At 61.6% G+C, this 13,247-nt stretch carries 10 protein-coding genes; 3 read left to right on the top strand and 7 right to left on the bottom strand.

Annotation, left to right across the window (positions count from 1 at the left end; translation table 11 throughout):
- Nucleotides 1-8: 8 nt before the first annotated feature.
- The 5 genes from NBH12_RS03355 to NBH12_RS03335 all read right to left on the bottom strand — a co-directional run bounded on the left by NBH12_RS03355 (nt 9) and on the right by NBH12_RS03335 (nt 5,494).
- Entirely contained in the window at nt 9-1,076 is a 1,068-nt protein-coding gene (locus NBH12_RS03355) for a CHAP domain-containing protein (RefSeq protein WP_250819175.1), read from the bottom strand.
- 557 nt (nt 1,077-1,633) lie between these two features.
- Nucleotides 1,634-4,009 (bottom strand): VirB4-like conjugal transfer ATPase, CD1110 family, encoded by a 2,376-nt coding sequence (locus NBH12_RS03350; RefSeq protein WP_052828733.1) that lies wholly within the window; start codon nt 4,007-4,009, stop codon nt 1,634-1,636.
- Nucleotides 3,999-4,382 (bottom strand): PrgI family protein, encoded by a 384-nt coding sequence (locus NBH12_RS03345; protein WP_052828731.1) that lies wholly within the window; start codon nt 4,380-4,382, stop codon nt 3,999-4,001. The genes NBH12_RS03350 and NBH12_RS03345 overlap by 11 nt, the downstream gene beginning before the upstream one ends.
- 28 nt (nt 4,383-4,410) lie before the next feature.
- The gene (locus NBH12_RS03340) at nt 4,411-5,256 is read right to left on the bottom strand and encodes a VirB6/TrbL-like conjugal transfer protein, CD1112 family (RefSeq protein WP_003832799.1); all 846 of its coding nucleotides are present in this window, start codon (nt 5,254-5,256) and stop codon (nt 4,411-4,413) included.
- Between the two features lie 31 nt (nt 5,257-5,287).
- Complete coding sequence (locus tag NBH12_RS03335) at nt 5,288-5,494, bottom strand: hypothetical protein (RefSeq protein ID WP_014484998.1); 207 nt, start codon at nt 5,492-5,494, stop codon at nt 5,288-5,290.
- A gap of 185 nt (nt 5,495-5,679) precedes the next feature.
- Between NBH12_RS03335 and NBH12_RS03330 the strand changes: the two genes are divergently transcribed.
- Nucleotides 5,680-6,096: a hypothetical protein gene (locus NBH12_RS03330; RefSeq protein ID WP_250819174.1), complete on the top strand. Its 417-nt coding sequence runs from the start codon at nt 5,680-5,682 to the stop codon at nt 6,094-6,096.
- A 19-nt stretch (nt 6,097-6,115) separates the two neighbouring features.
- Nucleotides 6,116-6,859, top strand: a complete 744-nt coding sequence (locus NBH12_RS03325; RefSeq protein WP_250819173.1) for an HNH endonuclease — start codon at nt 6,116-6,118, stop codon at nt 6,857-6,859.
- A gap of 154 nt (nt 6,860-7,013) precedes the next feature.
- Here the strand turns inward: NBH12_RS03325 and NBH12_RS03320 are convergent, their stop codons facing one another.
- Complete coding sequence (locus NBH12_RS03320; RefSeq protein ID WP_052828728.1) at nt 7,014-11,363, bottom strand: LPXTG cell wall anchor domain-containing protein; 4,350 nt, start codon at nt 11,361-11,363, stop codon at nt 7,014-7,016.
- Between the two features lie 321 nt (nt 11,364-11,684).
- On the opposite strand from NBH12_RS03320, the gene NBH12_RS03315 reads away from it, so the two are divergent.
- On the top strand, nt 11,685-12,332 hold the full coding sequence (locus NBH12_RS03315) for an HAD family hydrolase (RefSeq protein WP_052790490.1): 648 nt from the start codon (nt 11,685-11,687) through the stop codon (nt 12,330-12,332).
- Nucleotides 12,333-12,681: 349 nt separating this feature from the next.
- On the opposite strand, the gene NBH12_RS03310 is transcribed toward NBH12_RS03315, so the two are convergent.
- On the bottom strand, nt 12,682-13,200 hold the full coding sequence (locus tag NBH12_RS03310; RefSeq protein WP_250819172.1) for a GNAT family N-acetyltransferase: 519 nt from the start codon (nt 13,198-13,200) through the stop codon (nt 12,682-12,684).
- Nucleotides 13,201-13,247 lie beyond the last annotated feature (47 nt).

The raw sequence follows: 13,247 nt of genomic DNA, 5'->3' as shown, positions 1-13,247 counted from the left end.
AATCGCGGCTAGTGGATGTAGATGATGCCGGGGTTCTCGGCCTGCTCGCGTGTCAGCAGGCGTGTCCAGGCGCGGCGTTGGCCACCGCCGGATTCGCTGATGAGGATGGAGCCGTCCTCGTGGATTTCCTCGACGATGGCGACGTGCCCGTATTCGCCGCTGGCTCCCAGCACTCCTCGCTCGAAACTCATCACGTCGCCCAGTTGGATGGTGCCGCCGATGGGGTACCCGTGTCGCTCGGCGCTGGCCGCCCACATGTAGCCGTGGCCCATGTAGGGGTCCACCGGTTTGCCGATCTGTTGCCGTCGGGCGGCGGCCCACCAGGTGCATTGGCCCACGCTGTATGAGTTGATCGAGGCCACGGGCACGCCGCTGGCGTCGATGTCGATGCTGGTGCCATCGACGACCAAGGGCGGGCTAAGGGCGCCGATGGTGGCTCCGGCCGTGGCCGAGCATGAGCCGCCGGCGTTGATGGCAGGCCGCACTTCGTCCAGATATTCCTTGGTGACGTTCGGGATGTCGGGATATTTCATTAGGTTGCCTTCGCCCGCGTTGTGCGCGATGACCAAGGCCTCCAGATCGGATAGCCGGGCGAATTGCGCGTCGGGGTGGCTGGCCTTGAGCTGTCTGACGTCTTCGAGCCGGTTCTTGAGATATATGCCGCCGTATTGGGCGTGGATGTTTGGATCGGTGATGCCTTGGGGCGGGGTCTGGTCCGCGCCTTCGGGATGCACGCCACGCCACACGCTGCGGTTGAGCTGCAACAGGCCCCAGGTGCCTCCGTTGCTGTCATCGGCATACGCCTCGGGATTGAACCCGGACTCGCGGCGCATGAGAGCGGCGATGAAATCCGCGCCCAATCCACTGGACTGGGCGGCCCGTTCGACCCAGGGCCTGACCTGTTCGGGCACCTCGACGACGCTGGACTGGCAGGTGGATTGTCCGCCCACGGCCACGGTCGGGATAAGCCACATCAACAGACTGATCATGAGCATGACGATCGCGCCGACGACCAGCAACGGCAGACCGGCGGCCGCCGACGCCGTGGCCATGACCGCCGCCTTGGTCGCCATCATGGAACGGGCCATAGTCCGAACGACCCATTGCGTCGCTCGCATCGAGGAACCGGCGCCGGAACGGACTGTTCGCCGTGCTCGGACGCCTCTGGCTAGAACAGGGCCCGTGCGTTTCCGGAGTGCGCTTTGAGTCAGGATGGAACGGCCTCCACGCATGTTGCCGCGACGAGCTACGCGGACTTTGCCGGGCCGCCGGCTCTTGCCTCGCGGCGATATGACTCGGGAGGCAACGGAAGCGGGAGAACGGCCGATGGCTTCGCCATCAGCCTTATCGGTGTCGTCGCTTGAGATTTGCGCTTGCAGCAAAGCGGAGGTCTCCTCCGTTGCTCTCGCCAGATGACGCAGCGCTATCCGGCTTGGGCCATCGGACCGGCTTGGCCTGGCCAACGCCGGCTTGGACGGCTGACCCTCGATCTTCGGGGCAGGAGCGGCATTGCCGGAGAACGGCGGGACGTCCTCGCCCTTAAGCCCGATGGGTCGGCCGGCCCGCAGCTTTCGGGGCGCTGGGCCGGAGGGCTGCGCGGTTTGGCTTGCCTGTCCGATGGGCTGGGGCTTGTTCATGGATGCTGGTCCTCGAATTTGGTGGTGTACAGCTGGTAGAGCAGGCTGCCGGTGTCGAGTCGTCCGTCGAAGGGGATGAACGCGGTGCCGGACTTGGCCATGCCCTGTCCGGGCTGGACGCCGGTGAAGAAGCCGCGCTGCTCGTCCGAGAGTTTCAGCAGATCGCACAGGGCGTCGGCGTCGGTGGGATTCTGGTTCATCAACAGCAGGAAGTCGCTGTTGGCGAGCATGAGCCGGGCGGCCGGATTGGCCAGCAGTTCCTCGATGTTCTGGGTGATGCCGGTGGGCGACAACCCCCATTTGCGTGCCCGCTTGTAGATGCGCAGGAACGTCTCGGCCGCATATGGGTTGGAGAACAGCAGATGGAACTCATCGACCCACAGCCATGTGCGCCGTCCCTGGGCGCGGTTGCGCACGACGCGGTTCCACACCTGATCGAGCACGACCATCAGGCCGAAGGTCTTCAATTCCGCGCCCAGCCCCGACACGTCGTAGACCAGCAGCCGGTTCGAGGTGTCCACGTTCGTGGGATGCGCGAAGGCATCCAGGCTGCCGGTGGCGTAGATCTCCAACGCGCGCGCCGCATCCACGGCCTCCGGCTCTCCCAACCGGTCCAAGCGTTCCGTCAGATCGACCAGGGTCGGCGCGGGCCGGTCGGGCTTCTCGTGGTGCTCGCGGTAGAGTTGCGTGACCGCGCGGTCGATCAGGCTGCGCTGGGCCTTGTCGATGCCGTCCGCGCCGCCGATCAGCGCCTCGACCATGTTCAGCACGCTCGCGCTTTTGCCCCGGATGGGATCGCCCTCGGAATCGTCCGCGTACTCGATGTCGAGCGCGTTGATGTGATTGGAGGAGCGTTCGCCGATCTCGATGCGCTGGCCGCCGAGCCTGTCGCACAGGGGCGTGAACTCATGCTCGGGGTCGATGACGATCAGATCGTCCTGCTCGCGCAGCAGGAACGTCTGCGTGATCTCGTTCTTGGCGGCCTGGCTCTTGCCGCTTCCCGTGCCGCCCAGGATGAACCCGTTGCCGTTCATGCCCAGGGTGCGGTCGATGACCAGCGGGTTGCCGCTCCTGGCGTTGACGCCGTGGAACACACCACCCGGCTGGCACAGCTCCTGGCTGGTGAAAGGAACGAGTATCGAGGCGCTGGACGTGGTCAGGGTCCGTCTCATCGGCGGCAGGGGATTGCCCAGGGGCAGCGCCGCGTTCAATCCCTCGACCTGCATGTAGGTCAGGGATTCGGCCACGCATGACTGGCCGTCCACCGTGGCCTCCACCTCGCGCACGACCTGCGCCAACCGTTCGGGAGTGTCGGCGGCTACGTCGATGACCATGAGCGTGTCCATGAGCCGGTCGCCGTTATGCTCCAGGTCACGGCGCAATTCGCTGGCCTGCCCCATGCTTTCCTCCAGGTCGTGCGGCAGCAGGTCCTCGGGCAGATGCTGGCGGCGGTTCCTGCGTCTCTCGTCGATGGCCTGCATGTACATCTCCGCGATCTTGCGGTTCACCAGCCGCAACCCCTCGGCCTTCGCATGGGGCCGCAGATGCACGCTCACGATGATGTCGGCCTTGATGTCCGTCAGGGAGGCGACCAGCTGGTCGGAAAGCCACTCGGGGAAATCGCGCACCATCAGGCACTGATGCCACACCTCGCGCGTGCCCGAGCACAGCTTGACCCGACGCCGGTCGCCCGTGTCGATGGCATACGGGGCCACGCAGTCCTTCGTGCACAGGCCATGCGAACGGGAGAACGCATCCTCGTCGAATGTGAAACGCACGCCGGGGCGCAGCACCCGGTGCAGCACCTTGAGCCGTTCCGCGCGGTTGAGTTTGGAGCCACGGCAACCGCCCACGGAACGCAATTGCGCGATGGCCCGCAAGGCCGCCCGGTTGAGCGTGGCCACGGCCCGCTGGCCGTCCTGCTCCGCAAGGGTCAGCGTCAGGTACTTGTCGCACACGGTGCCGCTCGACTGGCCCGACAGCTTGCGGCGCACATGACGGTCGAAATCCTCTCGCAACGCATCCAGGCCATCGCCCTTGACGCCCATCGCCAGCCCTTGGCCTGCCGATTCCGGGTCCAATGTCCGGGTCATCACCGTGACCTGGATGCCCATGCCCTCGCCCACCGAGTTGAGGAACCGGCCCCAACGCTCCACCACATCCATCTGCACGTCCTGCGAGGCGATCTGATAGCTGATGTCGCTGATGCGCAGCGTCACGCTCCAACGGTCCTGCCCCAGATAGGCGACACCGCCGGGCAGCATCGAATCATAGGCGACCAACTCCCTGCTCGACCGTGCGACCTTGGCGGACCCGCCGCCTTTTCTCTTCATACGCTTGCCATCCTCGCGTTCCTTGCTCTCAACGGCCACGCTTGCTCCTTCCCGCGCCCCTGCGGAGGGCGCGTTCCCTCAATGACGGTTTCGCCGGCCACTTGGCCGGCTCCAAATTCTCCAGTGTGTGGATGTTCCTGCCGAAGCGCTGGCGGAGCATGCAGCCCAGATAGCGTTCCGGCTTCAGGCCCTTGGGACGCCACCAGCCCCACAACGCCGGCGGCAGACACACCACGAACAACAAGTACGAGCCCAGGTCGGGCTGGTCCAGCATCAGGAAGAACACGGCGACCTCGCCGCCTCCCAGAACGAGCATGAGCGCCGAGGCGGCCAACTGCCGCCATCCCATGCCCCACATGACCTTCGCCTCCACGCTGGCGATCTCCGCATACACGCGCATCTGCAACGCCATCAAGCTCCTCCTTGAATCCCTATCGCGCTCACTCGCCGCCCGCGATCGCGCGGCTGACACGTTGGGAGACCGCGATCACGAAGAACAACAGGATGCCCGCCATCAGCAGGTTGCCGAAATTGCCCGTCACCCACGACACCATCCCCGACCCATCGCCCTCGGGCAGACGCACCGCGTCGATCACGATGCGCTGATAGAACACCAGGCACACGAACACGCACACCGCGTTGAGCGACGTGCGCGCATAGGCCTTGAAATAGCCCACACCCACCGGCCTGGTGTCCTCATGCACCAGCAAGGCGAACGGCAACGACTGGAACGCGGTCAGGGCATACAATTCGATGAACCTGATGTACAGCACCACGGTGAACACCACCGCCGCGAGCTGCGAGACCAGCCACGGAATCGCCAACAGAAAGAACAGCGCCGCCTGCCCCATCATGCCGGCGTCCTTGACCTGTTCCCGCATCAGATCGCCCAGCTGACCGCCATCGCCGGCCGTATCGAACGACAATTGCGAGGAAGCACCCTGCATGAGGAATTGGGTGGCCGAATCGAACGCACGCAGGAACAATCCCGCATTCTGAACCGCCAGAAATACCAGCGCGACCTTGAACAACGTGCCCGCCACAATCTTCACGCCCAACTCGCGGTCGGACTCGATGCGCGTGGAATTACGCGCCAACTCCAAGGTGAACACCACCGCCAGAACCACCGAGGTCAACGGCTTGACCGCCACGTCATGCACGTTCACGGCCAACTGGTAAAGCGCCGGATTCCACGTCTCTGGCCCCTGCGACAGCATGCCAGTGGCTATCGAACCGGCACCGCCGCCCCCGATCATGTTGAGCATCGCAACGATGAAATCCTCCATGCTGCCGGGATCCCCGATGCCTCAAACCGGCTCAGCCCATCGCCACGGCGCTGAAGATCTGCGCCGCCGCGATGATCATGCCGCCGCCCACGATCTGCCACAGACCCGACTGCGTCTGCGGCCCGTTATGATCCTTCAAACCGCCACCGAATGTCACCGCGCCCCACACCAGCCACAGGCCGCCGCCGATCGTCGCGAACTTCACGAACAACTCCAGCACCTGGTTCATCAAATCCACAGCCGCACTCCTCCGCACAGGAACGGCACGGCCCACCGCCATGCCCACGCATACGGCCATCCTCGTGCAGTCCCGTGGAATCAGCGGCGGACAAATTCACACAGCATTCGTTCAACATACTTACAGAAATAGGTAAATCAAGACGCTATAGTATTCGCCAAAAGATGCCCGGGAAAGGGAAAAGAATGCAAAATAACGACCAGCAGCAGTATGATCTTTGGATTAAGCAATCTCTCGGCGCTGCTTCAAACTGGGAAGAACTAGACGAAGCCGATCGAGTCTCCCTTCGGAAAGCAGCAGCATGGTACGCAATCATCGCCATCGGATTAGCTATTGGTGTGGGGATTCTCTCATTCACCATTCTGCAAGACGGCGCAAAGGCTACACTCGTGACTTCGTCGCTCGCCATCATTGGCGCGGTCTTTCCTGCGATAGAAAAAGTCGTGTCGGGATCGATGGAATACTTTGAATCAACAAACGAGAAACTTCATGTTGCAAAACTTAAATTGATGCGCAGTTATTTCAACCTATATGCATTGATTCTGGTCGGTGCTGCGCTTCTCGATTTCATTGCCGCAGCATTCCTCGGCCTGTGGCAATAACGTTTGGAGATGACGTGAAATGGCAGATGACATTTGCCGAATTTGCGGTAAAGAAGGGCCGCTGAGCTTTGAACACATCCCTCCTCAATCTGTGGGTAATGATCACACGGTGAAGCTCTATTCAGGCGTTGACGCCGTGAAGAGCAGCTTGACCGGGCAGGATGACATGGAAGGCCTGAAGTATCGGCAATTGCAAAGAGGTCAAGGATTCAAGACGATTTGCAGCTCATGCAATAGTTATCTTGGTCAAAACTACGTCAAGCCATTCAGTGAGTTCTATCGTGCAACTGGACAGCAAATCCTTGTCTCTGACTTTCAGGAAGGGGATAAATCCATTCATTTCAAGACAGATAGGCTCATGCCTCTTGCATTTGTGAAGCAGGTGATGTCGAACTTCTGTGTATCAGCTGGTGATATGCATGACTGTAAGGACTATCTCTTGGATAGGGAGAGCACTGTTTTCCCCCAGCGATACAGACTCCATATGTTTATAATCGATAACCTGCGTGAACAAAAGCTGTTCACCGGATGGATGGTTCCCATATTTGCGGATTACACGTGCTGCAAAATGGCATGTATCAGGATACCGCCATTCGCTTTCGCTTTGTTTGATCTCAGTTCTAGTAATAAGGTGCCTGAATGGCCGGGCAACATAACCGATTTAGCTAGAGTGCCGTGGGGAGAGAAACCTGGCATCGAGTTTCACTTGCCAGTGCTTAAAGCAGCGAATCATAGTCCGCTGTCATGGGGGAACGTTGGCTAAAGCCGATGGGGAACAGCCGAAATAGGCCCGCAGGGCTACGCCTGCGGGCCTGGTATGCACTGCCCCGTTTTGCCGGGACAGTTGCATGGTATCACCCTCTAGCTGCCAACTGGAATACGAAAGTTGGCTCTAGGCAGCAGATGGATGGTTGTTGTTAGTTCATGGGCGACTCCTTGGGGTTGATGGTGGTGACGAGTTGGGCGAAGTCCGGCTCGGGGCCATCCCTATCGGGACTGCCATCACGGCCAGCGCCATCGTCGTTCGCGTCGTTTTCGTGTCCGGTGTGGCGGCCGCTGGCGCGGGTGAGGCGGATCGCGGCGGTTGCGCCGGTGCCGAGGAGCGCGAGGACGAGGATGACGGCGATGAGGCCGGCGATGTTGGTGCCGGTGGTCGCCAGATTGTCCTTGGGCTGGTAGCCGTTCCAGTCGTCGGTGTTGCTGGTCACGGTGGTGTCCGCGCACAGGGTTCGCCCGTCGATCTCCACCGCGTCCTCGGGAAGCTTCTCCTCGTCCTTGCCATCGAAGGGGTCGGGGTCGGAGACGACGCATTGGACGAGCGGCACACCGGTGACGATGGCGCGGTCGGTGTGATGCTCGCTCACGCCACTGAGGGTGGCCTTGACCTCCACGCTGTCTCCGGGCTTGAGGATCAGCGTCTGCCAGTCATCGGGATACTCGAACTCGCCGATCTGGCCGTCGCCGGCGACGAGCTGGTCGGTGAGGCTCAGCTCGCTCGCCTTGAACCAAGGGCCGTCTCCGGTGTCAGGGTCGGTGGGCGATGCGTTGGTGATGGTGAACACGATGCGAGTGTCGCTCCCGTTCATGTTCAGCGCCTCGTCAACGGTGTCGCGGTCGCCATCGGGCCAGCCGGATTGATCGTCCCATTTCTCGATGGTGAGTCGTGGCGTCATGTCGGGCGTGTGCGTAGTGACGGTGTTCGAGGGCCGTTCGACCCCGTTGATGGTCTCGGTGAACTGGTTGGCCACGGGACCGCCCACGGCGATGCGCTGGCATTGGATGAACGCGGTCCACGCCTGCTCATGCTCGGTGTCGGCCGACACGAGTCCAAGCATCAGCTCCGTGGCGCGCACGGTGACCACGCCGCGCTCGTCGGTGGCGAGCTCGAAGAGTTCTCCGCCGAAACGGCTGGCGTCGAAGTCGGAGCCGGCGATGCGTTCGCCCCGCTCGGCCAGGGTCTCGCCGTCCTTGATGAGGTCGCGGGCGGCGTAGACGGCCCATTGGCCGGTGAACTTGTCGTACCGGGTGTCGAGCGGGTCGCTGATGGACCAGTCGGAGACCCGCGGGTAGGCGCGGTCGGGCGGCAGCGTGGAGCTGTCGAGCCGGTAGAGGAACAGGCTGTTGAGATAGATGCTCTTGCCATCCACGCTCTGCCCGTCCACCTTGACCACGACATCCTTGGCCGGGTTGATCGGCTTCAAGGGGTTGGAAACCTGGTTGGTGTCCTTGCGCACGTCGTTGACCAGCTGGGTGGCCGTGTTCGTGACCACGTAATCGTCGGTGACCTTGATGACGGTCATCGGCAGCGTGACCTCATACGAGGTGCCCAGAAGCGACTGGTCGATGGCCGGGTCCTTCAACGGGTCGTGGTCCTTGTCGCCAAGCGCGGCGTAGATCTTGAGATCGGCTGGCTGGGGGTCGCCCTTGATGGTCTCTCCCGTCGCCGGAACCTCGGTGTCAACGGTTTTGGCGAACACGTATGCCACGCCGTCGATGGCCTGGATGTTGAACCGGTCGGTCACATCCCTGCCGTTGGCCTTGTCGGTCACGGTGATACGGTTCTCGTCGAGTTCGAGGTATTCGTCGTCCCAGTCATCGACCATGCCCAGCCGCCACACCTTGTAGGCATGGTTCGTCTGCTTGGCGTCGAGATTGATCCGATAGTAGATGCGGTCTCCGAGCAACGCGGTCTTGCCGTCGATCGAAATGGACGGGTCGGCCTGGGTGTCCTCCTTGCCCGGCTGGAAGTCGGGCGGATCGTTCCATACCTTGTTGCTTGGCGTGACCGAGTTGTTCAAGGTCAATGCCCACCGGTTGTCAACCACGGTGTCAGCCGGGGCATCCTCGGCCACGACGCCCTCGAACCTGATGATGATCCTGGGATTCGCGCCCGCCAGCCAGTTCGCCCGCACATAGTCGTCGGCGAACACGAGACGCACGGCATGGTTCGCGTCGTTCCACTCGCTGCGGTACTGGCTCTTGGGGATGAACTTGCCGGTGGTCAGGTCGGTGACCTCCAGGGTCTGCTTGTCCGGCTGGAAGTGCTCGTCATACGTGTCGGTGACCGCCACCTCGACGATAGTGTAGGCGAGACTGTCGGGCAGGTGCGGCTGGGTTTCCAGACGGTATTCGAGACGCTGGCCGGGGAAGACGATCTTGCCGTCCACGCTGTCCTGGGCGCCGCCTTGGGAGGATTCCCCGACCACATCCTTGACCACGGACGGCGCGTAACCGCAGACCTTCGGCTCGTTGGTTTCGACCGTGTGGGTGTTGATGGTCTGCGAGCCGGCGTTGGTCAACTCCGCGCCGTTCTTGCCGGCGGTGCAGAACGTGATCTCGTCGTCCGCTTCGATGCCGAAGTTATCGCGCACCTGGCCCGCCCCGGCCCCGTTGGCGTAGTTCGCGCGGCCGGGCACGAGCATCGTGATCTGCCTGGCCTTCTCCAAGCCCTTCAACCCGGTCAGGTAGGAGGCCTTGGCCGTGGCGGTGACCACGGTGCCATCGATCGTGATGTCCCACTGGTCGGTGATGTCACGGCCACGGTTGGCGATGTCGCTCACGCTGCTGGCACGATCGGTGCCCGCGTCCGCCTCGTACACACGGACCTTCGCCGCTTCATCGGCGTCGAACAGGTAATCGGCGGCTGTCCAATCATCGACCAAGGTGAGCGTCTGCGGAGCCTGGATCAGGTTCGCCGGCACGGTGCCGTTGACCACGGAGGCCACGCGGTCTCCGTCGAGGAACACCTTGCCGTCGCCGCCGGTCTGGTTGGTGCGGTCGGGATCGATCACGGCCTGCCACTTGCCATTAGTGTCGAGCATGATCCAGCTTTTGTCGGGATTGGGACGCCAGGTGTCGAACTCGCGTTCTCCCGCGTCGGCCTCGGGCAGCTGGTTCCACTTGCCCCACGCATGGTCGCTGATGTTCTGGTAATCGGATGGCAGGCTGACGGTCACATCGAAGCCGAACACATACTCGTGGTCGAACGGCATCATGCCCTTGTCGGCCGAACGGACCGCGCTGACCGTGTTCGATGCGCGGTCCCAACCGATCTCGAACTCGTTGGAGACATCGCGATTGTTGTCGGTGGCGTCCACGAGCGTGAAGCCGTCCACCGTGTAATCGACGCCGTTGGGTTCGATCACGTCCCTGAAACTCAGCTCGTAACCGCCCCGGCCGGTCCCATACGTGATGGTGGTGCGGTTGGTCATTCGGTCGGCGCTGACGCCTTCCTCGATGCTTTTGACCGGATCGGCCGGCGGCACGGCGCTGACCTTCCAGGTCTCCGCCGGATCCCGGTCCGTGGTGTCCACGGCCGCCTGCATGCTTCCCTGCCTGGGCACTTGGATGTCAATCCAATATGTGCCCTCGGCCCAGGAATCCATGCCGAAATCACCCGGCGAGGCCAGGTTGTCGATCACGGTGTCGCCGCTGTTGGCGAAGCTGATCGGCTTGCTCACGCTGCCCGTCGGCGTGTAGGGGCCGCCATCGTAGTGCACGATCGCGGTGCCATGCAGGGTCTCCTTGATCGACGAGCCGCCGTTGTTCGCGTGGATGGTGTCGCCGACCGGCATGGTCGAGCCGACCTGCATGTCGGTCTGCTGGCGGTGCGAGGTGGTGACGGTCAACGGATAATCGACGGGCGGCTGGTTCTTGGCCAGCACGACCACACGGAACGAGGCATCGGGATTGGCGTTGATGGAATCCTGCACCAGGCTATCCACCGAACGCACGCCAAGCCGATCGGTCCACGTGGTGCCGGTCGTGTACGACTGGCCTTGGTACTGGTAGGTGCCGCGCCCTTCGGCGGCCCATTGGGACTCCCAACGCTGACGCGCGTTCGAACTGACATAGGAACCGCTGAACACGCCGTTGCCGAGGCGCGCGTAGCCGATAGCGACCATCCGGCATTCCGCGTCACCCTCCCCGGTGTATGAGGCCTTGCACTCCGAGATCGCGTCGGCAAGGATGGCATTCATATCCACGAACTGATTCGACCCATCCTCCAAATCGGAAGACAGGGTGGTGCCCGAATCACGTATCGCCTGCTTCATGCCCTCCAGAGTGGCGGGCCAGGAATCCTTGTAGATCCAATGCACGTCGGCGGTCTGCGATGGAACCTGCCCGCCGGAACCGCCACCGCCCTCGCCGGAACCGCCGCCACCGCCCTCGGCGAACGCTGCTGGCGCCAGATATCCCAAGGCCAACGCCCCTGCGGTCAGGGCAGCCATCAGCATCGTGCGCCTGCTCTTCTTCCCACCTGACATACGTATCCGTCCTTTCAGTCGGAAGCGCCCCATGATGCGCTCCCTCCCGTTTCACACGGATACGGAAAATGCGGGCGACCATTCACGGCCGCCCGCATCCTTCCTTGTCCCTGGAAGAAGAACGCACCGGCGGGCCTTCCGCCGGGACGCCTTTCCCAGCTTCCCCCTGCCAGCCGTAGCCAGCGGCGGACAACTGCAATCGCATGAAACGGTTTAATGGGACTATCTGCCTTTCTTTTCTGATATGTGTGCCTTTTGATACGCTATTGGCTTAGTTACCGGCTGGAGGTTCGGGCTGAACCAGTAAATGAAGAGGGATGAATGGCGGGAATTGCATTTTTTGATATCGACGGAACGCTCACATACGGCATTAGCTCTGGTGCATTTATTGCGGACCGGTTGGGTACCGGCGACAGGATGCGAGATGCAGAGGATCGATACGCACGCGGTGAGATCGGAAATGACACGGTATGCGATATTGATGCTCGTGGATACACTGGCCATCGGGTAAGTGAAATTCACGGATGGTTGAACGATCTCCCGCTTGTGCAAGGAATCGCACAGTCCGTTGCGGAATGCGAGTCGAGGGGAATCAAGCCAGTCCTCGCATCCTGCGCTTGGACAGTCGTTTCCGAGAGCCTTGCGCAGAGATTTGGATTTGAAGCATGGTGCGGTCCAGAACTTGCTGTCAAGGATGGCGTGTTTATTGGTAAAACAGCGGCATATGCCGATGAACAAACCAAAGTAACATTCATGAGGCAGCAATGTGAATGCTTGGGAGTTGAAGCTTCGAATTGCATCGCTATTGGTGACAGTCGTTCTGACCTACCGCTGTTCAAAGCCGTCGGTGTCTCGCTTGCCTTCAACGCGGACAAGCAGACACGTGCTGCTGCGACTTTTGCTTTCGAAGGAGCGGATCTATCCACTGCGCTAGCCCGTCTCTTTGAACATTTGCCAGTTGAAAGCTGACTTCAGACTGACAGGCTGCACACTGAGGACAAGATTGGGAACGAGCCTCCCAAAAAGCTTTTCGAGGTCGTATCATTCGTGAGCTTCATGCGTGAACACCTGCGCGGTGGTGCGGTTCACGCCGACTACACGTTGCGTCATGTGGCACATTGCGAAAGCCTGCCCACATTCATCGAGGATGGATGGTGGTGCTGGCTCTTATCAAGAGCAAAGCCGAAAACATAATAAGGAATAGACTGCATCTGTATGTCAGATTGTTTGCTTGTATGAATGCGGGACTTGCAGCCGCACATATCACAGTGGGTGGCTTACGCACTGGCTCCATGCGGATGATGTGTGGAACACTGCCTCAATCCGCGAGAGCCACACGCATGACCAGTTCACCGTCGTGTTCGCTAATGATGGTGAAGCCAAGCGACCCGTAGAGATGGAGGGCGTTGGCGTTGGTGCGCTGGACCGAGAGGCTGGCTGCGGCGTGACCATCGGTTCGCAGTCGGTCCAGTAACGCCGTCATCAGGCGGTGCCCTATGCCTCGGTTCCGCCAGTCGGGAAGCAAGGATATGGAGACTTCCGGCGTTGCCGTGTCGATGGTACCGTAGCCTGCGGAGTTGTTCGGGAAGATTCTGGCCCATGCGGCACCCACGATTTGCGGACCGTTCGGTAGTCCGGCGCGAGCAACCATGCAGGCATCGTCGGGCCGTCCGAATCCCTCGATATATCGCCGCAATTCCGGCAGCTCGACAACGCTCCTGTCCGGTGCTGGGGTTCCCGGCGATACATGAATCGCCTGATACAGGAACTCGACGAGCAACGGATATTCCTCCGGTCGCATCGCCGTGATTGCGATGGCCGAAGGAACATGAGCCATGTTCGCCTCCATGTGAAGTTTTTTGCCATGTGCTCGCGGCATAATCG

Origin of the sequence: Bifidobacterium sp. M3-N-101, assembly GCF_023656805.1 — a bacterium.
Taxonomy (GTDB): Bacteria; Actinomycetota; Actinomycetes; order Actinomycetales; family Bifidobacteriaceae; genus Bifidobacterium; species Bifidobacterium breve.
Note: the sequence above shows the minus strand (reverse complement) of the source record. Positions and strands in the feature narration are given on the sequence as shown.

Excerpts from the sequence above, each read along its gene's own strand:
- NBH12_RS03340 (WP_003832799.1), bottom strand. The coding sequence starts at position 5,256 with ATGGAGGATTTCATCGTTGCGATGCTCAACATGATCGGGGGCGGCGGT.
- NBH12_RS03330 (WP_250819174.1), top strand. The coding sequence starts at position 5,680 with ATGCAAAATAACGACCAGCAGCAGTATGATCTTTGGATTAAGCAATCT.
- NBH12_RS03355 (WP_250819175.1), bottom strand. The coding sequence starts at position 1,076 with ATGATGGCGACCAAGGCGGCGGTCATGGCCACGGCGTCGGCGGCCGCC.
- NBH12_RS03310 (WP_250819172.1), bottom strand. The coding sequence starts at position 13,200 with ATGGCTCATGTTCCTTCGGCCATCGCAATCACGGCGATGCGACCGGAG.
- NBH12_RS03325 (WP_250819173.1), top strand. The coding sequence starts at position 6,116 with ATGGCAGATGACATTTGCCGAATTTGCGGTAAAGAAGGGCCGCTGAGC.
- NBH12_RS03315 (WP_052790490.1), top strand. The coding sequence starts at position 11,685 with ATGGCGGGAATTGCATTTTTTGATATCGACGGAACGCTCACATACGGC.
- NBH12_RS03345 (WP_052828731.1), bottom strand. The coding sequence starts at position 4,382 with ATGGCGTTGCAGATGCGCGTGTATGCGGAGATCGCCAGCGTGGAGGCG.
- NBH12_RS03320 (WP_052828728.1), bottom strand. The coding sequence starts at position 11,363 with ATGTCAGGTGGGAAGAAGAGCAGGCGCACGATGCTGATGGCTGCCCTG.